Below are 24,757 nucleotides of genomic sequence, written 5' to 3'. Positions count from 1 at the left end.
CCTACTTCGCCTCCTTCAGGAAGTCCTCGGGGAAGTGCGTCAGCGCGCTGCGCACCGGGTTCGGGGTCAGCCCACCCATCGCGCACAGCGATCCGTCGGTCATCAGCTCGCACAGGTCGCCCAGCACGGCCAGGTTCCCGTCGCGGTCCTGACCACCGACGATGCGGTCGACGACCTCGACGCCGCGCACCGCGCCGACCCGGCACGGGGTGCACTTGCCGCAGGACTCCTCGGCGCAGAACTCGAACGCGAAGCGCGCCATGGCCGCCATGTCCACGGTGTCGTCGAAGACGGTGATGCCGCCGTGGCCGAGCATCGCCTGCGCCTCGGCCAGCGCCTCGTAGTCCATCGGCAGGTCGAACCGCTCGGGCGGCACGTAGGAGCCCAGCGGGCCGCCGATCTGCACCGCGCGCACCGGCCGCCCGGATCGGGTGCCGCCGCCGTAGCCGTTGACCAGCTCGTCGATGGTGATGCCGAAGGCGGACTCGAAGACGCCGCCGCGCGCGATGTTGCCCGCCAGCTGGAAGACCTGCGTGCCGCGCGAGCGCTCCACGCCGAGCTCGGCGTAGGGCCGGCCGCCGTCGGCGAGGATCGCCGGGACGCTGGCCAGGGTGAGCACGTTGTTGACCACCGTGGGCTTGCCGAACAGGCCGGTGATCGCCGGGATCGGCGGTTTGGAGCGCACCATGCCGCGCCTGCCCTCCAGGCTCTCCAGCATGGAGGTCTCCTCGCCGCAGATGTAGGCACCCGCACCGACGCGCACGAACAGGTCGAACGTCAGCTCCGAGCCGAGCACTCCCTCACCGAGCCAGCCGACCGCGTAGGCGGCGTCGATCGCCCGGCGCAGGGCGCGCACGGCGTCGGGGTACTCGGAGCGGACGTAGATGTAGCCCTCGGTGGCGCCGACCGCGTGGGCGGCGATGGTCATGCCCTCGATGAGGCAGAACGGGTCGCCCTCCATGAGCATCCGGTCGGCGAAGGTCCCGGAGTCGCCTTCGTCGGCGTTGCAGCAGATGAACTTCGCGGGCCCGTCGGCCTTGAGGACGGTGTTCCACTTGATGCCCGCCGGGAATCCGGCGCCGCCGCGGCCGCGCAGACCGGAGGTGGTGACCTCTTCGACGACCTCGGCGGGTGCGGCGGCCAGCGCCGCGCGCAGTCCGCGCAGGCCGCCGTGCGCCTCGTAGTCCGATGTGGACAGCGGGTCGGTGACGCCGACGCGGGCGAAGCACAGCCGCTGCTGGTCGCGCATCCACGGCAGGTCCTCGACCACGCCCTGGCACAGCTCGTGATCGGCTCCGCGCAGCATGCCGGCGGCCAGCAGTTCCGGCACCCTGCCCGGGGTGACGGGGCCGTAGCCGACGCGACCGCGCTCGGTCTCGACCTCGACGAGCGGTTCGAGCCAGAGCATGCCGCGAGACCCGTTGCGCACCAACCTGATCGGTTCGTCGGCCGCCTGCTGGATGGCCGCGGCCACGTCGTTCGCGCCGACCGAGACCGACGCGGAGTCCTGGGGTACGTAGACGGTGATCACGCGTTGCCCTCCGCGAGGATCTCGACGAGCCGGCTGCGGTCCACCCGGCCGTGCAGCTTTCCGTTGATCTGCGCGGAGGGGCCGAGCGCGCAGTTGCCCAGGCAGAACACCTGATCGAGGGTGACCGAGCGGTCGGGGGTCGTCTGGCCGACCTTGACGCCGAAGACCTGCTCGGCGTCGGCCACGAGCCGCTCGGCGCCGACCGACTGGCACGCCTCGGCGCGGCAGATCTTGACCGTGGTGGTCCCCGCGGGTTCGGAGCGGAAGTCGGTGTAGAAGGAGATGACTCCGTGAACGTCGGCCCGCGAGAGGTTGAGCTCTTCGGCCAGGACCGGAACCACCTGCGGATCGATCCAGCCGAACTCCTGCTGGAGGTGGTGCAGGATGGGAAGCAGGGCTCCGCGTTCGCCCCGGTGCGCTTCGACAACGCCGCGCACGCGTTCCGCTATCGTCATCTGCGGCTCCACTCCGTTGTAGATTGGGTCTACCGTGGCGCCGCGTCGCCCAGAGTTCAACGCACACGTTTTTATGCATCGATAAGCGCCACGGATCGATGTGCACTCCGCGTCACCGAAATTCCGGCATCTTCGCTGGACAGGGCCTTTTTGCGGACTATTTTCGCGCCTTTTCCGGCCTTTTCGCGCACGCTGCGACACTGCCGCTACCAGCGTTTTCACCCATACGCGTCAGCTCAAGATCGTCTTTTCCGGCGCCGCAGGCAGCGCCGCTGGTCTTCGCTCCTCTACCGCTCGTGCGAGCTCGTCGCGCACTCGTCCCGCCCGGCTTGCCCAGGTGTCACGAGTGCGCCTAACTTGAAATTCCAGCGCGGAATTCGGGAATTGTCGCCCGACCCTCCCGGCTCCCGCTGCGGCCGGAAACCGCAACCGGCCGAGACGAACGTGAGGAGAATGCGATGACGTGGGAAACCCCTGAATACACCGTGATCGACGTCTGCGCCGAGGTCACCGGATACCTGCACCGCGCCGACGAGGACTGATCCTCCGCTCCCACCACGCGGCTCGAACAGCAGCGAGTGCCGCAAGGGCCTCACCGCATCCCGGTCGAGGGCCTTGCGGCACCGTCGTCAGCGGGGCCGGTGCGAGCGCCGGCGCCACCGGAGCTCCGGCGGAAGGAGTGGCGTCGATGCCCCCGGCCACGCATCGAGTCCGAGTGTGCCGACTGCGCGAGTTCCCGCCCGGAACCGTGCGACGGCTCAACACGCTCCCGCCGGTCGTGGTGTTCAACGTCGCCGGGCGGCTCTACGCGATCGACGACGTGTGCTCGCACGCCTGGGCGGTCCTCAGCGAGGGGCACTTCGACGGCACGTCGCTGGAGTGCCCGGTGCACCTGTCCCGCTTCGACGTCCGCAGCGGAGAGCCGCTCTGCCCTCCGGCCACCGAACCCCTGCGCACCCACCAGGTCGAGATCTCGGGGGACGAGGTGGTGGTCCACGTCGACATAGGCCGCCCGCTGTGACGCCTCGGAAACCGTTCCTGAACTCGTCTTGCATGGCGGTGCGGCTACGCGCTTGCACGCGGTTCGAGAGCCCGTCTCAGAAAACCACCACGGAGCGCAGGACTTCCCCTCGTTCCATCTTGGCGAATGCGTCCTCGACCTCGTCGAGGGTGATCTCCTCGGTGACGAACTTGTCGAGTGGCAGGCGGCCCTGCTGGTGGAGGTTGGTGAGCATCGGGAAGTCGCGGCTGGGCAGGCAGTCGCCGTACCAGGAGGACTTCACCGCGCCTCCTCGCCCGAAGACGTCCAGCAGCGGGAGCTTGATCTCCACCTCCGGGGTCGGCACGCCCACCAGCACCGCCGTGCCCGCCAGATCGCGGGCGTAGAACGCCTGCTCGAAGGTCTCCGCCCGGCCGACGGCGTCGATGACGACGTCCGCACCGTTGCCGCCGGTGAGCGACCGGATGGCGGCCACCGCATCTGTCTCGGCGGCGTTGACGGTGTAGGTGGCTCCGAACTCCTCGGCCCAGGCGAGCTTCTTCGGGTCCCGGTCCACGGCGATGATCTTCTCCGCGCCGGCCAGCGCCGCTCCGGCGATCGAGCCGTCCCCGACCCCGCCGCAGCCGATCACGGCCACCGAGTCGCCGCGCGTCACGCCTCCCGTGTTGATCGACGCGCCGATGCCGGCCATGACACCGCACCCGAGCAGCGAGACCACGACCGGCCGCGCGGCCGGGTCGACGCGCGTGCACTGCCCGGCGTGGACGAGCGTGCGCTCGCTGAACGCCCCGATCCCCAGCGCCGGGGACAGCTCGGTGCCGTCCTCCAGCCGCATCGGCTGCTCGGCGTTGTTGGTGTCGAAGCAGTACCAGGGCTTCCCGCGCGAGCAGGCGCGGCACTGGCCGCACACCGCGCGCCAGTTCAGCACCACGAAGTCGTTCTCGGACACGTCCGACACACCGGGGCCCACCGCTTCGACGACACCGGCGGCCTCGTGGCCGAGCAGGAACGGGAAGTCGTCGTTGATGCCGCCTTCCCGGTAGTGCAGGTCGGTGTGGCAGACACCGCAGGCCTGCACCCGCACCAGCACCTCGCCGGGTCCGGGTTCGGGCAGGTCGATCCGCACCACCTCGACCGGTTCGCCCTTCCCCCGTGCGATCACCGCGCGCGACTTGATCATCTGCTGCATCCTCTCGGCGAGAAGGTCGCCGGTGGCGGCGAAAGCGGTCGGGGACGCCTCGCGCCGCCACCGGCGTGGCCCGACCCGGCACGCCGAGTCGGGACCGGTCCGTTCCGACCACCCTCGCGCGCCGGTTCCGGAGTGGACAACGAATCCGGTACCGGCGGTGGGTGATCAGGCACGAACGGCGGGATTCCGGTGACGAAACGCGGTCACTCCGCGGCCGCGCGCGGGCGGCGGTAGACCGGTTCGGGCGCCGCGGCGGGCGTCTCGTTGGCGCGGTCCACCGCGTCCTGCACGAGGTGGTGGTCCGGCGAGTACGTGCACACCGGGTCGGTGCGCGAGGCGTCACCGGTCAGCGCGAACGCCTGGCACCGGCAGCCGCCGAAGTCGATCTCCTTGCGGGAGCAGCTGCGGCACGGCTCCGGCATCCAGTCGGTTCCCCGAAATGCCTGGAACGCGGGCGATTTCGCCCAGATCCAGTCGAGCGGGTGCGCCAGCACCGACGGGAAGTCGAGGGTGTCGATGTCAGCGGCGACCGGGCACGGGTACACCGACCCGTCCGGCGCCACGGTCAGCGCGGTGCGCGCCCAGCCGCCCATGCACGGCTTCGGGTAGAGCTCGTAGTAGTCCGGCAGGATCCACAGCAGTTCCATCCGGCCGGCGAGCTCGGCCTTGCGCCGCTGGTAGACCTTCTCCGCCGCGGCGAGCTGTTCGCGGCTGGGCAGCAGCAGGTCCCGGTTGCGCAGCCCCCAGCCGTAGTACTGGGTGTTGGCCAGTTCGAGCCGTTCGGCTCCCCACGACTCGCATACGTCGATGATGGCGTCGAGCCGGTCGAGGTTGAGCCGGTGCAGCACGACGTTCATGTTCAGCGGCAGCCCGGAGTCGACGATGATCCTCGCGGCCTCGCGCTTCTTGTCGAAGCGCTTGGTGGCGGCCACGAGTTCGCTCGCCTCGGCGGTGTCGCCCTGGATGCTCAGCTGCACGCTGTTGAGCCCGGCCGCGACCAGCGACTTCGCCCGTTCCTCGGTGAAGCCGAGACCGCTGGTGATCAGGTTGGTGTAGAGCTCGCAGCCGCGCGCCTCGGCGATCAGCTCGGCGAGGTCACCGCGCACCAGCGGTTCACCGCCGGAGAAGTGCACCTGCACCACCCCGAGGTCGGCGGCCTCGCGGATCACCCGGAGCCAGTCCTCGGTGCCGATCTCCTCGTCGCGCTGGCGCAGTTCCAGCGGGTTGGAGCAGTACAGGCAGTGCAGCGGGCACTGGTGGGTCACCTCGGCCAGCAGCCCGTAGGGCGCGGGGGTCATCCGGACACCACCCAACCTTGGTCGCGCGCGTCGTTGAGGAAAGTCAGCACGTCGTCGATGAGCCCGGTGGCGCCGAACTCCTCCTCCAGCCGGTCGACGAGCTCCCGCACGGTCCGGGTCCCGTCGCACAACCGCAGGATCGCCGCGCCCGAGGTGTTGAGCCGCACCACGCGCTCCGGCAGCAGCAGCAGGTCGGCGTCGCGGACCTTGTCGCGCTTGAGCATCGCCTTGGGCACCAGGCGCGGTGTGCTCCCGGCGTCCATCACTCGACCTTGCCGTGGGCGAGCTGCACCGCGTCGAGCAAGGTCCACAGCACGTCGCACTTGAACTCCAGGGCGCGTACGCACGCCTCCTGCTGCTCCCGGGTCCGGGCGTTGTCGAGCACCAGCCCGAGCAGGTGCGCGATGTCGGCGGGCTGCTGGGTCAGCCGGGTCCGGAAGTACTCCAGGCCGCGCTCGTCCAGCCACGGGTAGTGCTTCTGCACGTCGACGATGCGGCGGCTGAGCAGGTCGGGCGCGAACAGCTCGGTCATCGCCGAGGCCACCGCCTCCAGCCACGGCTTGTGCCTGCAGAAGTCGACGTAGGCGTCCACGGCGAAGCGCACGCCGGGCAGCACGGTGCGCGTGTCGTAGAGCTCGTCGCGGGTCAGGCCGACGGCTTCGCCGAGCCGAACCCAGCGCTCGATGCCGCCTTCGACCTCGGGGGTGCCGTCGTGGTCGGTGATGCGCTTGATCCACTTCCGGCGTTCGGCGCCGGGCAGCTTGGTGAGGATGAAGGCGTCCTTCACCGGCAGGTTGATCTGGTAGTAGAAGCGGTTTCGCACCCAGCCGCGGAACTCCTCCTCGGTCAGGTCACCGGCGTGCATCCGCTCGTTGAACGGGTGCAGGTGGTGGTAGCGCGCCTCGCCGACCGCGCGCAGCTCGGCCTCGAACTCCTCCGACGACCAGGGCCTCATAGTTCGACCTCCAGACCCGCACGTCCCACCTCGATGCCCAGCGCCGCGAGTTCTGCTCGCTCGGCTGATCCCTCGTCGAGGATGGGATTGGTGTTGTTGACGTGGACGTAGATCTTGCGGCGGGCGGGCAGCGCGGCCAGGTGCCGAGCCGAACCGTCCGCACCGCTGACGGGCATGTGCCCCATGGACCTGCCGGGCCGATCACCGGTTCCTCGGCGGGACATCTCGTCGTCGGTCCAGAACGTGCCGTCGACGAACACGCAGTCGGCGTCGGCGACCTGCTCGGCGAAGTGCTCGTCCCAGCTTGGCACGGTCGGGGCGTAGACGGCGGTTCCACCGCTCACCTGGTCGTGCAGCACGTAGCCGGTCTCCCAGTCGCCGGGCCCGGCGTGGTGCCCGACGTAGCGCGGCGGTTTGCTCCCGGTGGCGAACGCTGTCACCTGGAGCCGTTCGTCGAGATACATCGGCTTGCCGATGTGCACGGTCCGCCACCGCACGTCGGCGTAGTCGGAGACCAGGTCTCGCACCGGGAAGTGATCGGTGAGCGCGGCCAGCACGGGTGTCGTGCCGAAGACCTCCAGCGACGAGCCCTCCCGGAGCACCAGGAGCCCGATCGTGTGATCGAACTCGGCGTCGGTGAGCAGCACTCCCGCCACCGGCGTCTCCCGCGTCCCGGGGCCGGGGTGCAGGCTGGGGTCGGCGTTGATCTGGTGGTGAACGTCGGGTGTCGCGTTGAGCAGGAACCAGCGGTCACCGGTGCCGGAGACCGCGAGGCCCGCGTGCGCCGAAGCGCGCTCCGGCGCGGTGCGGACCTCGCGGCATCCGGGGCACGCGCAGTTCCACTGCGGGTACCCGCCACCTGCCGCGACTCCCAGGCAGTGGACGAGCACGGCCGTCAGCGCTGGTGGTGGTAGCCGGTGACTTCGGCGCAGACGTCGATCACCGTGTACTCAGGGGTCTCCCAGGTCATGATTTCCTCCTCGGTTCCGCGTTCCAGCAGTTCACAGCCTCAGCGATCAGTCGCTGCGGTGACAACCGATCGCCGACCGGCGGCGCGGAACTCCCAACGAACGGCATTGCCGCGACGACGAGCGGTGCACCTCGAGCTTGCGCCCGATCCCGTCGTCCGGCAGCGCGGTTGCGCCGGTCAGACGCCCAGCAGGCGGCGGATCTCCGGGGCGTGGCGCCGGGAGACCGGAACGATCTCGGGCACGCGGGGGTCGGTGACGAGGAACAGCTCGCCCTTGGTGCCGCGTTCGACCTCGGCGACCCGGCGGAGGTTGACCAGGAAGCGGCGGTGCACCCGGCGGAAGCCGTGGCGGCTCAACGCCTGGTCTACGTGGTCCAGACCCCTGGTGGCGGCCAGGATCCGGCCGCGGTCGGTGCTGAGCCAGACGGTGTTGCGGTCCGCTTCGGCGTAGCGGACCTCCGAGGGTGCGAGCAGCACCAGGCGGTCGTTGCGGACGCCGATGACCCGGGGCGGCATGGGCACGGCCGCGCCCTCGCCGGCGCGGCCGTAGGGCTCGCCTTCCTGCAGCCCGAACGCGCAGAGCATCCCGACCACGCGGTCGGCCTCCGTGATCGGCCGCAGCGTCGCGGGAACGGCGCCGTCACCGGCCACCCCCAGCTGGGCGTATCCGCTCCACTGTGGATTCTGCGCTGCTCGTCCCGCCGCCCAGCGCACCACATCGGACAGTTCGGCGATGTCCGGTCTGGACCGCTCGGCGGGTTCGACCGCGCCGCGCGAGGCCGGTGCGTCGGCGGGAAGGCGGAGCATGGACAGGGCGGCGTCGTTGGCCGCGACGACCTGACCGCCCCGGTCGAGGGCGACCAGCGGGCCGCTGTGGTCGGTGCGCTCCTGCTTGAAGGCCGCGCACACCCGCTTGGCCTCGCCGACGGCCCTGCGGTGGATCTCCTGCTCGATGCAGGACGCGGCCTTCTGCAGCCACCCCGGCACCTCCGGGGAAAGCGTCGCGCCCCAGCGGGAGATGTTGATCGAGGCGATGGCCGAGCCGGTCACCACGTCGCGGATGGCGATGCCCGCGCACGCCCACTGGTGGAAGCCCTCGCACCAGTGCTCGGCGCCGGTGACCGTGACCGGGCCGGCGACCTCGAAGGACGTGCCCATCCCGTTGGTGCCGGTGCACTGCTCGGACCAGGACGACCAGGGAGCCATGTTGGACATCTCCGCGCGGCGGCGGGCCGACGGGTCGCCCCAGGTGCCGAGGATGCGCCCGGAGCCGTCGGTGACCGCGACGACCCCGCCGTCGAGTTCGACGTCCCGCCCGGCCAGGGCGCCGAGCCCGCCGAGCTGGGTGAAGATGACGTCGTTGTCCGGCCCTTGGTCGTGGTAGCCGGGCGCCGGCGGAGCGGCGTCGAGCGCGGGGTCCACTTCGTACTGATCGCGGCAGCGGTACCAGGAGGCGAGGATGTCGGGCCGCACGTCGGAGGTGATGTCCTCCCCGGTCGCGAACGCCTCCCACGCCCTGGTGACCTTCGACGCAGTGGTCAGCGAATCTCCGCCAGGTGCACTCGACGCGATTCCCAACGGCGGGACCAAGCCGGCCATCACGACCTCCTCGTCGCACGACGCATCCGTCATCGACCCTGCGGATCGTGACCCCGATCACGCTAATGGGCGTTAACGTTCGGAGGCAAGGACGGCCATCCACTTGCAGCAGTCACCGCGAGTGCGGTTGATCTAGTCAACCCGCGGAGGAGAACCCACCGATCGGGCGTTCCTCGAACGCCGAATCCTCCCGCCGGACATCAACTTTCACGATTCCGAGCTTCCCGGCCGCGCATCCCCCGCCGGGGGGAGGACGGGAACCGGCGCGCTCCGTAACGTCGAGGACTCGCCGCCGAGCAGCGGACAGCTTGCCGAGGGCAGGCCGCTCGAACCCCAGCGCGCCGGAGGACAGCGCCGACGGAGGGAGATCTTCGTGCCCGACAAGCAACTGCGCATCCACCGCGCCCGAGCCGAGCGACCGAACCCCCGCCCCACGATGCTGGGCATCGCGGGCGACAGCGCCGCGGGCAAGACCACCCTTACCCGCGGTCTCGTCGAGGCTCTCGGGACCCAGCGCAGCACCTCGATGTGCGTCGACGACTACCACCGCTACGACCGCCGGGAGCGCAGGGAACTGCCCTTCACACCGCTGCACCCGGACTGCAACTACGTGGAGATCATGGAGCAGCACCTGCGGCTGCTGGCCACCGGCAGCCCCATCCTCAAGCCCGTCTACGACCACTCCGCCGGTGAGCTGACCCGGCCGGTGCTGGTCGAACCGCACGAGTTCATGCTGGTGGAAGGCCTGCTCCCGCTGCACACGAAGCTGACCCGCGCGTGCTTCGACGTCACCGTCTACCTCGGCCCGCCCGAGAACGTGCGGGCCGCGTGGAAGATCCAGCGCGACACCGCCAAGCGCGGTTACCGGGCCGAGCAGGTCAAGGCCGAGCTGGGCCGCCGCGAACCCGAGTCCGCGCGATACATCCGGCCGCAGCGGGACCTGGCCGACATCGTCGTCTCGTTCGCCCCGATCGAGGGACGTGACGACCCGCCCGGCACCCCGCTGTCGGCGACGATCCTGATGCGCCCGACGATCCGGCACCCCAACTTCACCGAGATCCTGGCCAAGGCCCCCACCAAGGCCGTGCACCTGGCCCTCAAGCGCGACACCGACGGACGACCTGTCGACGCCCTGCACATCCACGGCCACGCCCCGCCCGAGGAGAGCACGATGGTCGCCAAGGCGATCTGGGAAGGCCTCGACGTGCCCGACCCGCTGCCGGACTGCCTCGGCAGGCTCGACGACGGCAGGCGCAACGAACCGCTGCGGCTCGCCCAGCTGATCCTGCTGCACCACCTCATCCGAGACGGCGCCTGAGAATCCGTCCCCGGACTCCGCGCGCCACTCCTCGTGCGTGCCCGGTTGCCGTGGCCGGACGATTAGCATCGCGCGCATGCTCCTGCGGCAACTGGAATACCTGACGACCCTGGCGCGCGAGAAGCACTTCGCCCGCGCCGCAGAGGCGTGCTACATCTCGCAACCGGCCATGTCCGCAGCGATCCGCAAGCTCGAAGCCGAGCTGCACGTCCAGATCATCCAGCGGGGGAACCGGTTCATCGGCTTCACCCCGGAGGGCGAGCGGATCCTGAAGTGGGCCTACCGCATCCTCGCCGAGCGGGACGCGCTGGTCGAGGACGTCGGGGCGATGCGGGAAGGGCTCAGCGGGCGGCTGCGGATCGGGTGCATCCCGACGGCGCTGTGCGTGGTGCCGATCCTGACCTCGCTGCTGTGCCAGGACCAGCCCCGGGTGCGGGTGCAGGTGAGCTCGATGACCTCGATCGAGATCCAGCGGGGTCTCTCGCAGTACGGGCTCGACGTCGGCGTGACCTACATCGACAACGAGCCGCTGACCGGCGTCCGCACCGTTCCGCTCTACAGCGAGCGCTACCTTCTCCTGGCGGCCGAGGAGGACCTCGACGACGGGGAATCGGCGACCTGGGCGGAAGCCGCCGACCACCCGCTGTGCCTGCTGTCGGAGGACATGCAGAACCGCCGCATCCTCAACTCGGTGTTCGAACAGGCCCAGGCGAAGCCGCAACCGGCGGTGGAGACGAACTCCATCAGCGCGCTCTACGCGCACGTGCGCGAGGGACCGTGGGCCACCGTGCTCCCCCACTCGTGGCTGCTGCGCTTCGGGGTTCCGGAAGGCATGCGCGCGGTCCCGTTGACGGAGCCGCAGATCAACAAGACGATCGGGCTGGTCCTGCACGACCGCGACCCCGAACCCATCCTCGCCAGGGCGTTCGTCGACACCGCCCGGAGGGTGGACCTCGACGAACTCCTCGACGCCACCACCCCGGCCTGAGCAGGACCTCGTCACCTACCGGAGATGCCGTTGCCTGCGTACTCTTCTCCGATGGGCCAGGTCGAGGAGCCGTTGCGGCTGGTGGTCGTCGACGACCACCAGATGGTGCTCGACGGCCTCAAGGCGATGCTGGAACCGCACTCCGAACGGGTCCGGATCGTCGGCGAGGCGGGCACTCCGGCGCAGGCCGTCACCGAAATCGTGCGGCACGAACCGGATGCCGTGCTGCTCGACATCCGGTTGCGCGGATCCAGCGGTCTGGACCTGTGCGGGGAGATCCTGGGGCACCGACCGGGCTGCAAGGTGGTGTTCCTGACCGTCTACGACGACGAGCAGTACCTCTACCAGGCGTTGCAGCTGGGCGCGTCGGGCTTCCTGCTCAAGAGGGTGCGCGGTTCGGAACTCGTGGAGTACCTGACGCGCATCCACGAGGGCGAGGTGCTCATCGACCCGGCGCTGGCCAGCAGGGTGGCGAAGTCGGCGGCGCGGATCCGCAACGGCGAGTTCTGGCCCGGCGCGCACCTGGGCATCACCCAGCGCGAGAGCGACGTGCTGTCGCTGCTGGTGGCGGGCATGTCGAACCGGGCGATCGCGACGAAGCTGTTCATCACCGAGGAGACCGTCAAGACCCACCTGCGAGGGCTGTACCGCAAGCTGGAGGTCGGCGACCGGGCCGGTGCCATCGCGGTCGCGCTGCGCGAAGGGGTGTACCGGTGAAGCGCAGCTCGCTGGGCATGGCCGACGCCGAGCAGGAGGCCCACCTGCTCCTGCGCATCGTCGAGACCATCTCCTCGCGGCTGGACCTGGACGAGATCGTGCAGAACGTCGCGGCGATCATCACCGAGATGACCGCGACCGACGTGTGCTTCGTGCACCTGCTCGACGACGACCGGCAGCGGCTGCGGCTCTGCGGCGCGACCCCGCCGTTCGACCGGCTCGCCGGACGGGTGGAGCTGGCGGTCGGCGAGGGCATGGCCGGCTGGGTCGCCGAGCACGGCGAGCCCGCGGTGATCGTGGAGGACAAGCGGGCCGACCCGCGCTACAAGTACATCCCGGAGCTGCACGGCGAGGAGTTCACCTCGATGGTGTCGGTGCCGATCCTGACGCGGCTGGGCCACCTGGTGGGCGTGCTCAACCTGCACAGCAAGCGGCGCCGCGAGTTCGGCGACGACGTCGAGCTGCTGCGCTCCCTGGCCGGCCTGGTCGCCGGCGCCATCGAGAACGCGCGCCTCTACCGGCGGCTGGCCGACCGCGAGGAGGCGCTGGAGCGCTTCACCGAGCGGATGGTGCAGCTGCAGGAGTCGGAGAGCCGGCGGCTCGCGGGCGAGATCCACGACGGCATCAGCCAGCGCATCGTGAGCATGTTCTTCCACCTCTCGGCGGCCCGCGACCTGGTCGGCAACGACGCCGCGCGGGCCGAGCAGCAGATCGCCACCGCGCAGGACCTGGCCGGGGCGGCGCTGGACGAGACCCGCTACGCGATCGCGGGCCTGCGCCCGCCGGTGCTCGACGACCTCGGGTTGACGGCGAGCCTGCAGAGCCTCGCGCGCGGGATCGCCGACCTGCACGTCCACGTCGACGCCGGGGTCTGCGACGTCCCGGAGTTCCTGGAGAGCGCCCTCTACCGCAGCGCCCAGGAGGCGTTGCAGAACGTCCAGAAGCACGCGCAGGCCGGTACCGCGGTGATCCGGCTGAGCACGACGCCCGCCGGGGTGGTGCTGCAGGTCAGCGACGACGGCGTGGGGTTCGACCCGGCGACGCTGCGCGCGACCTCCGGCCCGACCGGCCACGGCCTGCCCGGCCTCCGCGAACGCGCGCGCCTGCTCGGCGGCACGCTCGACGTGCGCAGCACCCCGGGTTCCGGCACGACCCTCACGCTGACCGTCCCACCCCACCAGGATTCGGCCTAGGGCTTGTTGGGTAGGAATTGCGTTGCGTGGCGGTGCCAGTAGCAGAACCTGAGGGTGCAGGCTGAGTCCCACACCTGAAACAGCAGCTCCGCCGCGTTCTCAAAGCCCCTAGGGCTTGAAGTCCACCGGTTCGAGGCGGACTAGGTCGTCCAGGCCGCAGTCGTCGCGGGTGTCCACGATGCGGCTCGCGTGCCGCAACCTGGCTCGTTCCAACATGTTCCGTACCGTCCTGGCGTTGGCGAAGCGGGGCTGGGCGCGCTGCTCGTCGAGCATTTCGCGCAGGACCTCGACCGCTTCGCCGCCCAGCCGGTAACCGTCCTGTTCGGACATCAGCTCGGCGATGGATCTCAGCTCGTCGAGGTCGTAGTCGCCGAACTCGACGTGGTGGGCCACGCGCGAGCTCATGCCCGGGTTCGAGCGGAAGAACTCAGCCATCCGGTCGCCGTAGCCCGCCAGGATCACCACGACGTCCTCGCGCTGGTTCTCCATGACCTGCAGCAGGATCTCGATGGACTCCTGGCCGTAGTCGCGTTCGTTCTCGGCGCGGTAGAGGTAGTAGGCCTCGTCGATGAACAGCACTCCGCCCATCGCCCGCTTGAGCACCTCCTTGGTCTTCGGCGCGGTGTGGCCCACGTACTGGCCGACGAGGTCGTCGCGGGTGACGGCGACCAGGTGTCCGCGTTCGAGGTAGCCGATGCGGTGCAGCAGACCGGCCATCCGCATCGCCACGGTCGTCTTGCCGGTGCCGGGGTTGCCGGTGAAGCACATGTGCAGGTTCGGGCGCGTCGAGCTCACCCCGAACCACTGCCGCACGCGATCCACCAGCAGCAGCGACGCCACCTCGCGGATGCGGGTCTTGACCTCGTGCAGGCCGACCAGCTCCGCGTCCAGCGAGGCCATCAGCTCGTCGATGCCCGCCGCGTCCCGCTCCGCCGCGAGATCCACGCGTTCGGTTCGCGCGAGGGCGGTTTCCCCTGCCTCCGTATCGGTTTCGCCGGGCCGCATGCCGAAACCCGGCCTCGTCGCGGTGCTCACGACGAGTACCGCTCGCCCTTCGGGCGGTCCAGCGCGTAGGCGTGGGTGCTGTAGCGCAGCCGCCGGTCCGCCGCCTCCTGCCGGTCGAGCCGGAATCCCGGCTCCTCGGAGGGGCGGTTGACCAGGAACGTCAGCGCCGTGGTCTGCCTGCCCAGCGAGGCGTCGTAGGCGTTGACCCGGACGTAGTGCTGCGGGTACGCCCGGCGGCACTCGTTGACCTCGTAGAGCACGCCGGCCGCGTCGACCAGGTCGAACATCGGCAGACCCCACATGTCCCAGTAGTTGTTGCGGGGGTGCGGGTCGTCGGTGAACTCCACCGACAGCGGCCATCCGTTGTCCAGCGCGTACTGCGCCTGCGCCCGGATCTCGTCGTCGGTCAGCTCCGGGAGGTAGGAGAAGGTTCCCTGGGTGATGCGCATGTCCGGTCTCCTCACACCAGCGTCGGGGTGTCGATGACGTCCGGGGTGTCGGTGGAGTCGTAGTCGAAGCTCACATCACCCCACAGGGCCAGCGCGGTGTCGAGCTCGCGGCTGTGCCGCGCCGCCTTGCGCAGGATGTCGGGTCCCTCGGCGAGGAAGTCCCGGCCCTCGTTGCGCGCCTTGATCATCGCCTCCAGCGCGACCCGGTTGGCGGTGGCGCCAGCGGCGATGCCCATCGGGTGCCCGATCGTGCCGCCGCCGAACTGCAGCACCACGTCCTCGCCCAGGTGATCCAGCAGCTGGTGCATCTGGCCAGCGTGGATGCCACCGGAGGCGACGGGCATGACGCCCGGCATCGACGCCCAGTCCTGCTCGAAGTACAGGCCCTTGGGCGGATCCGGTTCGGCCTTGTTAACCCGCAGCACGTCGTAGAACCCGGCGACCGAGTTCGGGTCTCCTTCGAGCTTGCCGACCACCGTTCCGGCGTGGATGTGGTCGACCCCGGCCAGCCGCATCCACTTGGCGATGACCCGGAAGCTCACGCCGTGGTTCTTCTGCCGCGTGTAGGTGGAGTGCCCGGCGCGGTGCAGGTGCAGCAGGACGCCGTTGGCACGCGCCCACTTGGCCATCGACTGGATCGCGGTGTAGCCGACCGTCAGGTCGATCATCACCACGACGCTGCCGAGCTCCTTGGCGAACTCCGCCCGCTCGTACATGTCCTCCATCGTCGCGGCGGTGACGTTGAGGTAGTGGCCTTTGATCTCGCCGGTTTCGGCCTGGGCGCGGTGGACGCCCTCCATGCAGAACAGGAACCGGTCCCGCCAGCGCATGAACGGCTGGGAGTTGATGTTCTCGTCGTCCTTGGTGAAGTCGAGACCACCCCGCAACGCCTCGAACACCACCCGCCCGTAGTTGCGCGCGGACAACCCCAGCTTGGGCTTCACGGTCGCGCCCAGCAGCGGGCGCCCGTACTTGTTCAGGTACTCCCGCTCCATCACGATGCCGTGCGCGGGTCCCTGGAAGGTCTTGGCGTAGTGCGGCGGGATCCGCATGTCCTCCAGCCGCAGCGCTTTGAGCGCCTTGAACCCGAAGACGTTGCCGATGATCGACGACGTGAGGTTCGCGATCGAGCCCTCCTCGAACAGGTCGAGGTCGTAGGCGATGTAGGCGATGTGCTGTCCGGGCTGCCCGGGAACCGGATCGACCCGGTAGCACTTGCCCTGGTAGTGCTCGTAGGTCGTGAGCCGGTCGGTCCACACCACGGTCCAGGTCGCCGTCGACGACTCCCCCGCCACCGCAGCACCGGCCTCCTCCGGCGGCACCCCGTCCTGCGGGGTCACCCGGAACGCGGCGAGCACGTCACTGGGTTTGGGCTCGTAGTCGGGCTGCCAGTACCCCATCTCGGCGTAGGGGATGACCCCTGCGCCCCAACGCTCGTTCTCGGCTGCCATGCGTCCTCCCCGGATGAGTGGATGCGTTTGACGATGGCGGCAGATTGAGCAACTGTCTATCAAGAATCCCGCCGCGATTCTCAAGTGAATGGTTGATGATGACGCTCACGCAGCTGCGCACGTTCCTGGCCGTCGCCGACACCGGCTCGGTGCACGCCGCCGCTCGCCAGATGTTCGTGACCCAGTCGGCGGTGTCGGCCGCGCTGAACGCGCTGCAGAAGTCCCTCGGCCTGCAGCTGCTGGAACGCGACGGGCGGGGCCTGCGGCTGACCCGCGCGGGCGAGGTCTACGCCGACCACGCCCGCACCGCCCTGGGGCTCCTCGACCAGGCCCGCTCCGCCGCCGCCGCGGAAACGGACCCGGAACGCGGCGAACTCCGCATCGCCGCCCTGACCACCGCCGGGGAGCAGATCCTGCCCGGTGTGCTGGCCAGCTTCCGCGAGCAGCACCCGCACGTGGGCGTCCGCCTGGAGGTCGGCAACCGGGAGCACGTCCGCCGGCTGCTGGAGCGGCACGAGGTCGATCTGGTCCTCGGCGGACGACCCGAGCCCGGCCGCGAGGTCGAGGTCCTCGCCACCCGCCCGCACGAACTCATCGTCGTCGCCAGCACACCCGGCCGGGGGACCCCCGCCTGGCTGTCGGCTCAGACGTGGCTGCTGCGCGAACCCGGTTCCGGCACGAGGGCGATCACGGAATCCTTCCTCGCCCAGCTGGAACTGGACCCGCCGCCCCGGACCCTCACCCTCGGCTCCAACACGGCCGTCATCGAATCAGCCGTCTCCGGCCTGGGCACCACCCTCGTCTCCAAGGACGCGGTGATCCGCCACCTCGCCGAAGGACACCTCACCGAGATCCCCACCGAAGCCACACCCCTGCTGCGGGACTGGCACCTCACCACCAACCCGGGCCCCCAACCCCCCACGACAACCCTCTTCACGAACCACCTGACAACAACAGCCCACTTCCGAACGCCCTGACGGTGAGTCGGAGCGGCCGGGGGTTACTCGCTCAGGCGCAGCAGGACCTTGCTGCTGCCCGTGGTTCGGTCGGCGGCGACCGCGAGGGCTTCTGCCGCTCGGGTCAGGGGGTAGGTGTGGGTGATGAGCGGGGTGATGTCGAGACCTCCGGCCAGGGCGGTGAGGGCGTCGGTGATCTCGTCCGCGAAGCGGTAGGAGCCGATCCAGGTGATCTCGCGGGTCACCAGGTCGCCGAGCGCCGCCGGAGCGGGCTCGCCGGGGAGGTTGCCGACCTGGACCACGGTTCCGCCGCGTGCGGTCGCGCGCAGCACAGGGCCGATGGCGGCCGGCGCGCCGGAGGCTTCGAAGGCGATGTCGACGTCCTCCGGCAGCGATTGCGTTGACAGATCGCGGGTTTCGTCCGCCCCCATGCGCTTGGCGATCTCCAGCGAGGAGGCGGCGAGGTCCGCGGCGACCACGGCGGACGCGCCCCGGTGCTTCGCGGCGGCGACGACGAGCGCGCCGATCGGCCCGGCACCGTTGACCAGAACCGTTCTGCCGCGCAGGGATCCGGCTCGGTTCACCGCGTGCAGAGCGACGCCGAGCGGCTCGGCGAGCGCGCCCTGCTGCGTGGACACCCCGTCCGGCAACGGGCGCAGCTGCCCCACCGGGACCGTCCGGTACTCGCTGAACCCGCCGTCGGTGTGCGGGTCGAATGCCGCCGAACCGAAGTAGCGGACGTGCGGGTGCAGGTTGCTGCGCCCCTCCGGGTACGCGTGCTCGCCGACCAGCTCGGCCGGGTGCGCGGTCGCCGCCTGGCCGAGCTCCACGCCGGAAACCCCGGGCCCGAGAGCCGCCACCCGTCCGGCGACCTCGTGGCCGAGGATCATCGGGTGGCGCAGGACAGCCGTGCCGGTGCCGCCGTGGCGCCAGTAGGAGATGTCGGATCCGCAGATCCCGCCCCACTCCAGCGCCAGCAGCACCTCGCCCTCACCGGGAACCGGGTCCGGGACCTCGTCGACGCGGACGTCGCGGCTTCCGTGAACGACAACGGCTTTCACAGGGCGTCCTCCAGTCGGACGAGGTCGCGGCCACGCGTCTCGGGTGACACCCAGGCGGAGACCAGCGTGATCAGCGAGTAGACGATGAGCATCGCGGCGATGGGCCACCAGTGCTGCGTCCACGCGGTCAGGCTCGCCGCCATGACCGGCCCGATCGCGGTGGCCAGCGTGCCGCCGATCTCCTTGGCCACGGCCAGCTGGGTGAACCGGGTGCGCGAACCGAACAGCTCGGCCATCGTGACGCTCTCCACCGCGAACAGGCCGAGCACGCCGATGTTGAGGCCGAGGACCATCGCGATGGTCAGCATCACCGTGCTCCCGCTGGCGATGGTGGCCATCATCGGCACCGCGATGATCGCGGTCAGCAGGCTCAGCGCGAGGTAGACGGGGCGCCGGCCGAAGCGGTCGCCGAGCAGTCCCACCAGCGGGATCGTGGCGAACCCCAGCAGCGAACCGTAGACGATGGCGTTGGTCGGCACCGATCGGCTCACCGCCAGCGAGGAGGCTATGTAGCCGACGAGGAAGGTCTGCACGAGACCGGAGTTGCCCGCCTGGCCGAAGCGCAGCCCGAGCGAGAGCAGGAACGCCCTGCCCTTGCGCTGCTTGAGCCCGGACTCGATGGCGCCCTCGGCCTTCGGCTCGACCTCGTCGCGCTCCTCGAAGACCGGGCTCTCCTTGAGGTTCGACCGCATCCACACGCCGAACAGCAGCAGCACGAAGCTCAGCAGGAACGGGATCCGCCAGCCCCAGGCGATGACCTGCTCCTCCGAGAGCACCAGCAGCAGCAACGCCCACAGTCCGGAGGCCGCCAGCGTGCCCGAGTTGGTTCCCAGCGACACCAGCGAGGAGATCAGGCCGCGGCGCTTGACCGGCGCGTACTCGACGAGCATCACCGTCGCCCCGGCGATCTCGGCGCCCGCGCCGAAGCCCTGGACCAGCCGCAACGCCACCAGCAGGATCGGCGCCGCGATGCCGATCGTCTGGTACGGCGGCAGGACGCCGATGAGCGTGGTGGACGCGCCCATGATCGTGATGGTCAGGAACAGGACCTTCTTGCGACCGATCCGGTCGCCCATCCGCCCGAAGTAGAAGGCTCCGACGAGCCGCGCGACGTAGCCGACGCCGTAGGTGGCCATCGCCGCGATCAGCCCGATCGCTGGGCTGACGTCGGGGAAGAAGATCTTGTTGAACACGATGGCCGCCGCCAGCGAGTACAGCTGGAAGTCCATGAACTCCATCGCGGTACCCAGCCAACCCGACACGGCGGCCTTGCTCAGCTCGCGAGTAGAACGTCTCACGCCACCCGCCGTCTGGGTGCTGTCCGTCATCGTGCGCTCCTTTGCTCCACGCCGCCTACTGATGTGGCAGTGCTGGTATACAAGCACTGACCGATCAGCCGGGTCAAGCCTCGTCTAGTCTGACCCCGTGCCCGAATCCAGGAAGCGCTCCAACCGCCGAGTCATCTACGAGACGCTGCGGCGCAAGGTGCTGACCCTGGAGCTCAAGCCCGGCGAGGCGCTGTCGGAGAAAGACCTGGCCGCGGACCTGGGCGTGAGCCGCACACCGGTGCGCGAGGGGCTGATCCTGCTCGCCGAAGAGGGCCTGGTGCAGGTCTTCCCGCAGATCGGCTCGTTCGTCTCCCGCGTCGATCCGCAGCGGGTCGCCGACGCCCAGTTCCTGCGCGAAGCCGTCGAGCTCACGGCCCTGGAGGACATGCCGGCCGACCTCGACGCCGAGCTGCTTGCCGAGCTGGACGACAACCTCGCCCGCCAGCGCTCACCCGAGATCGACGTCGAGGAGTTCTTCGCCCTCGACGAGGAGTTCCACCGCGGACTGCTGCGCCTGTCCGGCCACGACCGCGCCTGGCCCACGGTCGTCTCGGCCAAGGGCCACCTCGACCGCGCCCGACGCCTCGGCCTCGAGTCGAGCCCGCCGCAGGTCTACGCCGACCAGCACGTCGACATCCTCGACGCCATCCGAGCCCACGACCTGGACCGCGCCCGCGCCACCATGCGCGCCCACCTCCGCGCGGTCTTCGCCGACATCGAGCACCTCCGCAACCGCAAACCCGACCTCTTCGCCTCAGAAGACGACGCCACCCCGGTCCGCAAGAGCGTCATCGTCTGGCAGTGACCGGCGTCAGGACTTCGCCCAGGCTCCGGCTTCTGACGGGCTGAGCACTCCGTCGGTGATGAGGACTCGCAGGTTTCGGGTCAGTGATTCGCCGGGGGCGAGCCGGACCGGGTCGGCCCCGGCGAGCTGGAGGCCGACTCCGGGGTAGTCGTCGACGCGCACGAACCACGGGTCGTCGTCGCCTGCGAACACGAGGGTGAAGTCCCGGTCCGTCCAGGCCAGCCACGGTGCCGTCGATCCGTGCGTTGTCTGCTCGCCCTCCCCCTGCGCGGTGAACACCCGGGGCGCGACCGCGGGAGGCAGGCGCCAGAACAGGCCGCCGTAGCCGGCTCCGGGGCGGCCGTGGGTCGCCGGGCTGCCCAGCGCCGCGGGACGGGTGGTGGCGTTGGTCAGGGTCGTGGTCACGTCGAGCCGCCAACCGCGGACCGCCGGATCGGCGCGTACCCGGCGGGATTCCCGGAGCAGAGTCTCGGCAGGCGTGCACCAGCTCAACGACTCGTCGAAACCAGCTTCCGACCAGGTCAGCGCAGTGCTCTCGATGCGTCCTCGGTCGTCGAGGTCCACGTAGCCCGCGTCGCGGACGTAGGTGGGACCGCCCCAGAAGTTCCAGCCGTCCACGTCCTGCAGCGCCACCGAGAACCCGAGGTGCCACGGGTGGTCCTCCGGGCACGTGTCGGTGACGACCCGCCCGGCGAGGGTGCGGATCGGGTGCAGGTGCGGACGCGGCCCCAGCCGAGCGGGCAGCTCCGCACCGGAGCGGCGCTCTGCGACGACGACATCGCCGATCCGGATCACTTCAGCCACGGAACATCCATTTCGGACAACAACGTCAACGAATCAGCCGACCGCACAACGGCTTCCGACACGCCCGGGATCACCCGCAGGCCGCGGGAGGAGTCGTAGGAGCAGGGGACCTCGCGCGGATCGGGCGCCAGCCGCACCGCTTCGAGGATCCGCATGAACGGTCGGGCCGCCTCGGGAGGGACCAGCAGCGGTTCGCCGCGGCGGGTGTGGGCGACGAGGTTCGCAAGCAGGTCGGTCGTCGCGTGCTCGGTGATCTCCACCCGGTCCGGCGTTTCCAGCCGGACCCGGTTCTCCCTGTACTCCAGCACGATCCGGCCCTTCGAGCCGTGGATCACCAGGTACGGCTCAACTTCCCGATCCGCGCACAGCGTCACGGCCACCGTGATCGGCGTGCCGCGCGCGGTCACCAGCCGGAGGCACGAGGTGTCGTCGGCCTCGATCGGGTTCGCCCGGCACAGCTCCACCGACAGCTCGCGCGGCACCTCGTCCGCCGAAACCCCGTCGATGGCCAGGGCGTTGGCGATCGCGTGCGCGAAGGGGTTGGTCAGCGCGCCGTCGACCACCGGCACGCCGTCCAGCGTGCGGCGCCCGGCCCAGCGGGCACGACCGTAGTAGCCGGCGTCGCGCTGCCAAGCGCCCGCCGCGCCGATCCCGCGCAGCTCCCCGATCGCCCCATCGGCCAGCAACGCCCGCGCGCGGGACAGCGCGTGCGAACCGAGGCTCTGGAACCCGATCTGGCACGCGCGATCCGTGGTCGCCAGCGAGGCCACGAGCTCGTCGAACTCCGCGAGCGTCGGCGTCGGCGGTTTCTCCAGCAGAACGTGCGAACCCGCCCTCGCCGCGGTCAGCGCCAACGCGGAATGGGTGTGGATCGGGGTGCACACGATCGTCACGCCCGGGCGGGTCTTCTCCAGCAGCGCGGGCAGTTCCGGCTCGACCGGCACACCGAGGTCGATCTCCGGAGGGCGGGAATCGCAGATGCCGACCAACTCGACGTCGGGCATCCTCTCGACGTTGCGCAGGTGCCATTGCCCGTGCCCGTGCACCCCGGCCAGCACGACGGTCGTCGCAGCGCTCATCTTTCCTCGCAAGTCCTCGGCTCCAGCGCATGGTAACCATGCGGAAAGCGCCTTCCAACAGGCCGCCGAGTGGTTGACACCGCCCGGCGAGCGCTGTTCGATGGAAAGCGCTTACCGGCTGATCGGGACAACGGAGTACCGAGGGAGCACAAGTGGCAACACGCATGAGCGGAAAGCAAGCGAGCGACTCCCGGAGCAGATCGCGCCGGGCCGCTGCCAGCGGATGGATCGGCAGCGCGCTCGAGTACTACGACTGGTTCGTCTACGCCCAAGCCGCCGCGCTGATCTTCCCGAGCATCTTCTTCCCCGGCGGAAACCCCACCGTGGCACTGGTTTCCTCGCTGGGGACCTACGCGGTCGGCTACGTCGCGCGCCCCATCGGCGCGATCCTGTTCGGGCACTACGGCGACCGGCACGGGCGGAAGAACGTGCTGGTCCTGGCGATGCTGCTGATGGGCTTGTCGACCTTCGCCGTCGCCCTGCTCCCGACCTACCACCAGGTGGGCCTGTGGGCTCCGGTCCTGCTGGTCCTGCTGCGGTTCGTGCAGGGCTTCGCCGTCGCCGGCGAGCTCAGCGGCGCGAGCGCGATGATCGCCGAGCACGCGCCGTTCGGGAGGCGCGGCTACTACACCAGCTTCAGCCTGCACGGAACGCAGGCGGGGCAGATCATCGCCGCGGCCGTGTTCCTCCCGCTGTCGGCGGTGCTGTCGGACCAGGCGTTCGACTCCTGGGGCTGGCGAATCCCGTTCCTGCTCAGCGCGGTGGTGGTCTTCGCGGGTTACGTGATCCGCCGCCGGGTCGAGGAGACCGAGGTCTTCACCAAGGCCGAGAACGCGCCCGTGCGGGCACCGTTCGTGCAGGTCATGCGTGAGAGCGGCACCGACGTGCTGCGAGCGATCTGCATGACGCTGGTCAACGTGATCGGCGTGGTGGTGTCGGTGTTCGGCGCGGCCTACGCGACGCAGTCCGGCTACGGCATCGAGATGAGCAAATCCGTCTACCTGTGGATCCCGGTGGTGGCGAACCTGGTCGCGCTGCCGTTCATCCCGTGGTTCGCGAGCCTGTCGGACCGCTTCGGCCGCCGGCCGCTGATGATCGTCGGTGCGCTCGGTTCGGGTGTGCTGTCCTTCGCCTACCTGTGGTCGGTCAGCCGCGGTGACGTGGTGCTGACCATCGTGCTGGCGATCCTGACCTGGGGGATCTTCTACCAGATCTGCAACGCCACCTTCGCCGCCTACTACCAGGAGCTGTTCCCGGCGCGGACCCGCGTCACCGGGTTCGCCATCGCGCAGAACGTCGGCCTGACCATCACCGCGTTCCTGCCCAGCATCTTCACCCTCGCCGCTCCCCCGGGGTCGGCGAACGTCCCGCTGGTGGTCGGCGGGCTGTGCCTGGGCATCAACGTCATCGCCGCGTTCGCCGCGTGGTCGGCGCGGGAGACCCACCGGGTACCGCTGGAGATGTTGGGCGAGAAGGACGCGGTGCCGGTGCCGCGCGAGGAGTTCGACCGGCTGCGCTCCGAGGCCCGCTGATGGCCGAACGGTATCCTGGGGAAACGCATTCCCCCCAGGAACAAGGAGCGTCGTGGCGGCACGAGCAGCGACCCTCACCGACGTCGCCAAGGAGGCGGGCGTCTCCCTCGCGACGGCCTCGCGCGCTCTCAACGGCAGCGACCGGGTGGTCCGAGCCGAGCTGCACGACCGCGTGCTGCGGGCCGCCACCCGGCTCGGCTACTCGCCGAACGCCCAGGCGCAGTCCATGGCGCGGGGTTCCACCGACCTGCTCGGGCTGCTGGTCAACGACATCTCCGACCCCTACTTCTCGACCATCGCCGCTGGTCTGGCCGGCGCGGCCGAGGAGCAGGGCCTGCTGGTGATGCTGTGCAGCACGGCCGGCAGGCCCGAGCGGGAGCTCGAACTGCTCGGGGCGCTGCGGCGGCAGCGCGGGCGCGCGATCGTGCTGGCCGGAAGCCGCACCAACGACCGCTCCCACCTGCGGGAACTGGCCTCCCAGCTCGATCCGTTCGTGGCATCGGGCGGTCGCGTGGTGGCCATCAGCGAACCGAAGCTGCAGGTCGACACCGTGGTGGTGGAGAACCGCCGCGGCGCGCAGGACCTGGCGGCCGAGATCGCCGCGCTCGGCTACCGCAGGCCGGCGATCCTGACCGGCCCGGACCACCTGCTGGTCTCCCGCGATCGGCGGGACGGGTTCACCGCGGGCTGGCCCTCGGGCGAGCCGGTCGTGGTGGCCGACGAGTTCAGCCGCGACGGTGGTTTCCGCGCGATGCACCGGCTGCTGGACTCCGGCGGCGAGGTCGACTGCGTCTTCGCGATCAACGACCTGATGGCGATGGGCGCGATGGCAGCCTGCCGCGAGCGCGGCGTGGACGTGCCGCGGGACCTGGCGGTGGCCGGGTTCGACGACATCTCGACCCTGCGGGACGTCACCCCGGCGCTGACCACGGTCCGCCTGCCGCTGACCGACATGGGGCGCGAGGCGCTGGACCTCGTGCTCGCCTCCCCCACCGCGAAACCGCGTCGCCGCAAGGTCCGCGGCGAGGTCATCGTCCGCGAGAGCACTCCGCGGCGCTGACACCCTCTTGCGTC

Annotated in this window: 25 protein-coding genes; 9 read left to right on the top strand and 16 right to left on the bottom strand. The window is 70.2% G+C overall.

Annotation, left to right across the window (positions count from 1 at the left end):
- Position 1: 1 nt before the first annotated feature.
- Both AB0J91_RS07525 and AB0J91_RS07520 read right to left on the bottom strand, forming a co-directional pair.
- Positions 2–1,531, bottom strand: a complete 1,530-nt coding sequence (locus AB0J91_RS07525) for an NADH-ubiquinone oxidoreductase-F iron-sulfur binding region domain-containing protein (RefSeq protein ID WP_363865136.1) — start codon at positions 1,529–1,531, stop codon at positions 2–4.
- The gene (locus AB0J91_RS07520; RefSeq protein WP_363786909.1) at positions 1,528–1,986 is read right to left on the bottom strand and encodes an NAD(P)H-dependent oxidoreductase subunit E; all 459 of its coding nucleotides are present in this window, start codon (positions 1,984–1,986) and stop codon (positions 1,528–1,530) included. Before AB0J91_RS07520 ends, AB0J91_RS07525 begins: the two co-directional genes overlap by 4 nt.
- Positions 1,987–2,674: 688 nt before the next feature.
- Between AB0J91_RS07520 and AB0J91_RS07515 the strand changes: the two genes are divergently transcribed.
- Positions 2,675–3,007, top strand: a complete 333-nt coding sequence (locus tag AB0J91_RS07515; RefSeq protein WP_363865134.1) for a bifunctional 3-phenylpropionate/cinnamic acid dioxygenase ferredoxin subunit — start codon at positions 2,675–2,677, stop codon at positions 3,005–3,007.
- Positions 3,008–3,083: 76 nt separating this feature from the next.
- Here the strand turns inward: AB0J91_RS07515 and AB0J91_RS07510 are convergent, their stop codons facing one another.
- The 7 genes from AB0J91_RS07510 to AB0J91_RS07480 all read right to left on the bottom strand — a co-directional run bounded on the left by AB0J91_RS07510 (position 3,084) and on the right by AB0J91_RS07480 (position 8,997).
- Positions 3,084–4,175 (bottom strand): S-(hydroxymethyl)mycothiol dehydrogenase, encoded by a 1,092-nt coding sequence (locus tag AB0J91_RS07510; protein WP_363865133.1) that lies wholly within the window; start codon positions 4,173–4,175, stop codon positions 3,084–3,086.
- Between the two features lie 203 nt (positions 4,176–4,378).
- On the bottom strand, positions 4,379–5,473 hold the full coding sequence (pqqE, locus tag AB0J91_RS07505) for a pyrroloquinoline quinone biosynthesis protein PqqE (RefSeq protein ID WP_363865131.1): 1,095 nt from the start codon (positions 5,471–5,473) through the stop codon (positions 4,379–4,381).
- Entirely contained in the window at positions 5,470–5,736 is a 267-nt protein-coding gene (gene pqqD / locus AB0J91_RS07500; protein WP_363786901.1) for a pyrroloquinoline quinone biosynthesis peptide chaperone PqqD, read from the bottom strand. The genes pqqE and pqqD overlap by 4 nt, the downstream gene beginning before the upstream one ends.
- Entirely contained in the window at positions 5,736–6,428 is a 693-nt protein-coding gene (pqqC, locus tag AB0J91_RS07495) for a pyrroloquinoline-quinone synthase PqqC (protein ID WP_363865129.1), read from the bottom strand. The genes pqqD and pqqC overlap by 1 nt, the downstream gene beginning before the upstream one ends.
- The gene (pqqB, locus tag AB0J91_RS07490; protein WP_363865127.1) at positions 6,425–7,318 is read right to left on the bottom strand and encodes a pyrroloquinoline quinone biosynthesis protein PqqB; all 894 of its coding nucleotides are present in this window, start codon (positions 7,316–7,318) and stop codon (positions 6,425–6,427) included. The genes pqqC and pqqB overlap by 4 nt, the downstream gene beginning before the upstream one ends.
- Before the next feature lie 5 nt (positions 7,319–7,323).
- Positions 7,324–7,398, bottom strand: a complete 75-nt coding sequence (gene pqqA / locus AB0J91_RS07485) for a pyrroloquinoline quinone precursor peptide PqqA (protein ID WP_132679065.1) — start codon at positions 7,396–7,398, stop codon at positions 7,324–7,326.
- A 177-nt stretch (positions 7,399–7,575) separates the two neighbouring features.
- A complete protein-coding gene (locus tag AB0J91_RS07480) occupies positions 7,576–8,997 on the bottom strand; it encodes a LytTR family transcriptional regulator DNA-binding domain-containing protein (protein ID WP_363865126.1) in 1,422 nt (473 codons plus the stop codon).
- 373 nt (positions 8,998–9,370) lie between these two features.
- Here AB0J91_RS07480 and AB0J91_RS07475 point away from each other — a divergent pair, with 373 nt between their 5' ends.
- The 4 genes from AB0J91_RS07475 (at position 9,371) to AB0J91_RS07460 (ending at position 13,213) form a co-directional block, all read left to right on the top strand.
- Positions 9,371–10,315 carry a phosphoribulokinase gene (locus AB0J91_RS07475; RefSeq protein ID WP_363865124.1) on the top strand — a complete coding sequence of 315 codons (945 nt, stop codon included), beginning with the start codon at positions 9,371–9,373 and terminating at the stop codon, positions 10,313–10,315.
- A 76-nt stretch (positions 10,316–10,391) separates the two neighbouring features.
- Positions 10,392–11,303, top strand: a complete 912-nt coding sequence (locus tag AB0J91_RS07470) for a LysR family transcriptional regulator (protein ID WP_363865122.1) — start codon at positions 10,392–10,394, stop codon at positions 11,301–11,303.
- 51 nt (positions 11,304–11,354) lie between these two features.
- Complete coding sequence (locus tag AB0J91_RS07465) at positions 11,355–12,020, top strand: response regulator transcription factor (RefSeq protein WP_363865120.1); 666 nt, start codon at positions 11,355–11,357, stop codon at positions 12,018–12,020.
- Entirely contained in the window at positions 12,017–13,213 is a 1,197-nt protein-coding gene (locus AB0J91_RS07460; RefSeq protein WP_363865118.1) for a GAF domain-containing sensor histidine kinase, read from the top strand. The genes AB0J91_RS07465 and AB0J91_RS07460 overlap by 4 nt, the downstream gene beginning before the upstream one ends.
- 108 nt (positions 13,214–13,321) lie before the next feature.
- On the opposite strand, the gene AB0J91_RS07455 is transcribed toward AB0J91_RS07460, so the two are convergent.
- From AB0J91_RS07455 to AB0J91_RS07445, 3 genes are read right to left on the bottom strand one after another with little or no spacing between them, the layout of a single operon-like run.
- Positions 13,322–14,248, bottom strand: a complete 927-nt coding sequence (locus AB0J91_RS07455) for an AAA family ATPase (RefSeq protein ID WP_363865116.1) — start codon at positions 14,246–14,248, stop codon at positions 13,322–13,324.
- Complete coding sequence (locus AB0J91_RS07450; protein ID WP_363865114.1) at positions 14,245–14,667, bottom strand: ribulose bisphosphate carboxylase small subunit; 423 nt, start codon at positions 14,665–14,667, stop codon at positions 14,245–14,247. The genes AB0J91_RS07455 and AB0J91_RS07450 overlap by 4 nt, the downstream gene beginning before the upstream one ends.
- Before the next feature lie 11 nt (positions 14,668–14,678).
- The gene (locus AB0J91_RS07445) at positions 14,679–16,118 is read right to left on the bottom strand and encodes a form I ribulose bisphosphate carboxylase large subunit (protein ID WP_363865112.1); all 1,440 of its coding nucleotides are present in this window, start codon (positions 16,116–16,118) and stop codon (positions 14,679–14,681) included.
- Positions 16,119–16,216: 98 nt separating this feature from the next.
- Here AB0J91_RS07445 and AB0J91_RS07440 point away from each other — a divergent pair, with 98 nt between their 5' ends.
- On the top strand, positions 16,217–17,095 hold the full coding sequence (locus AB0J91_RS07440) for a LysR family transcriptional regulator (RefSeq protein WP_363865110.1): 879 nt from the start codon (positions 16,217–16,219) through the stop codon (positions 17,093–17,095).
- A 23-nt stretch (positions 17,096–17,118) separates the two neighbouring features.
- Here the strand turns inward: AB0J91_RS07440 and AB0J91_RS07435 are convergent, their stop codons facing one another.
- Complete coding sequence (locus AB0J91_RS07435) at positions 17,119–18,135, bottom strand: L-idonate 5-dehydrogenase (protein WP_363865108.1); 1,017 nt, start codon at positions 18,133–18,135, stop codon at positions 17,119–17,121.
- The gene (locus AB0J91_RS07430) at positions 18,132–19,463 is read right to left on the bottom strand and encodes an MFS transporter (RefSeq protein WP_363865106.1); all 1,332 of its coding nucleotides are present in this window, start codon (positions 19,461–19,463) and stop codon (positions 18,132–18,134) included. Before AB0J91_RS07430 ends, AB0J91_RS07435 begins: the two co-directional genes overlap by 4 nt.
- A gap of 97 nt (positions 19,464–19,560) precedes the next feature.
- Here AB0J91_RS07430 and AB0J91_RS07425 point away from each other — a divergent pair, with 97 nt between their 5' ends.
- Positions 19,561–20,268, top strand: coding sequence for a GntR family transcriptional regulator (locus AB0J91_RS07425; protein ID WP_363865104.1), 708 nt, complete (start codon positions 19,561–19,563; stop codon positions 20,266–20,268).
- Positions 20,269–20,274: 6 nt separating this feature from the next.
- Here AB0J91_RS07425 and AB0J91_RS07420 read toward each other — a convergent pair whose 3' ends face one another.
- Both AB0J91_RS07420 and AB0J91_RS07415 read right to left on the bottom strand, forming a co-directional pair.
- Positions 20,275–21,072 (bottom strand): PmoA family protein, encoded by a 798-nt coding sequence (locus AB0J91_RS07420; protein ID WP_363865102.1) that lies wholly within the window; start codon positions 21,070–21,072, stop codon positions 20,275–20,277.
- Positions 21,060–22,151: a Gfo/Idh/MocA family oxidoreductase gene (locus AB0J91_RS07415; RefSeq protein WP_363865100.1), complete on the bottom strand. Its 1,092-nt coding sequence runs from the start codon at positions 22,149–22,151 to the stop codon at positions 21,060–21,062. Before AB0J91_RS07415 ends, AB0J91_RS07420 begins: the two co-directional genes overlap by 13 nt.
- A gap of 164 nt (positions 22,152–22,315) precedes the next feature.
- On the opposite strand from AB0J91_RS07415, the gene AB0J91_RS07410 reads away from it, so the two are divergent.
- Both AB0J91_RS07410 and AB0J91_RS07405 read left to right on the top strand, forming a co-directional pair.
- Positions 22,316–23,683, top strand: coding sequence for an MFS transporter (locus AB0J91_RS07410; RefSeq protein WP_363865098.1), 1,368 nt, complete (start codon positions 22,316–22,318; stop codon positions 23,681–23,683).
- A gap of 52 nt (positions 23,684–23,735) precedes the next feature.
- On the top strand, positions 23,736–24,743 hold the full coding sequence (locus AB0J91_RS07405; protein WP_363865096.1) for a LacI family DNA-binding transcriptional regulator: 1,008 nt from the start codon (positions 23,736–23,738) through the stop codon (positions 24,741–24,743).
- The last annotated feature ends 14 nt before the right edge of the window (positions 24,744–24,757 follow it).

Origin of the sequence: Saccharopolyspora sp. NPDC049357 (assembly GCF_040677225.1) — a bacterium.
Taxonomy (GTDB): Bacteria; Actinomycetota; Actinomycetes; order Mycobacteriales; family Pseudonocardiaceae; genus Saccharopolyspora.
Note: the sequence above shows the minus strand (reverse complement) of the source record. Positions and strands in the feature narration are given on the sequence as shown.

Coding starts and splice junctions, on each gene's coding strand:
- AB0J91_RS07520 (WP_363786909.1), bottom strand. CDS start 1,986: ATGACGATAGCGGAACGCGTGCGCGGCGTTGTCGAAGCGCACCGGGGC.
- AB0J91_RS07515 (WP_363865134.1), top strand. CDS start 2,675: ATGCCCCCGGCCACGCATCGAGTCCGAGTGTGCCGACTGCGCGAGTTC.
- AB0J91_RS07510 (WP_363865133.1), bottom strand. CDS start 4,175: ATGCAGCAGATGATCAAGTCGCGCGCGGTGATCGCACGGGGGAAGGGC.
- pqqE (WP_363865131.1), bottom strand. CDS start 5,473: ATGACCCCCGCGCCCTACGGGCTGCTGGCCGAGGTGACCCACCAGTGC.
- pqqD (WP_363786901.1), bottom strand. CDS start 5,736: ATGGACGCCGGGAGCACACCGCGCCTGGTGCCCAAGGCGATGCTCAAG.
- pqqC (WP_363865129.1), bottom strand. CDS start 6,428: ATGAGGCCCTGGTCGTCGGAGGAGTTCGAGGCCGAGCTGCGCGCGGTC.
- AB0J91_RS07480 (WP_363865126.1), bottom strand. CDS start 8,997: ATGGCCGGCTTGGTCCCGCCGTTGGGAATCGCGTCGAGTGCACCTGGC.
- AB0J91_RS07470 (WP_363865122.1), top strand. CDS start 10,392: ATGCTCCTGCGGCAACTGGAATACCTGACGACCCTGGCGCGCGAGAAG.
- AB0J91_RS07465 (WP_363865120.1), top strand. CDS start 11,355: ATGGGCCAGGTCGAGGAGCCGTTGCGGCTGGTGGTCGTCGACGACCAC.
- AB0J91_RS07450 (WP_363865114.1), bottom strand. CDS start 14,667: ATGCGCATCACCCAGGGAACCTTCTCCTACCTCCCGGAGCTGACCGAC.
- AB0J91_RS07445 (WP_363865112.1), bottom strand. CDS start 16,118: ATGGCAGCCGAGAACGAGCGTTGGGGCGCAGGGGTCATCCCCTACGCC.
- AB0J91_RS07440 (WP_363865110.1), top strand. CDS start 16,217: ATGACGCTCACGCAGCTGCGCACGTTCCTGGCCGTCGCCGACACCGGC.
- AB0J91_RS07430 (WP_363865106.1), bottom strand. CDS start 19,463: ATGACGGACAGCACCCAGACGGCGGGTGGCGTGAGACGTTCTACTCGC.
- AB0J91_RS07415 (WP_363865100.1), bottom strand. CDS start 22,151: ATGAGCGCTGCGACGACCGTCGTGCTGGCCGGGGTGCACGGGCACGGG.
- AB0J91_RS07410 (WP_363865098.1), top strand. CDS start 22,316: ATGAGCGGAAAGCAAGCGAGCGACTCCCGGAGCAGATCGCGCCGGGCC.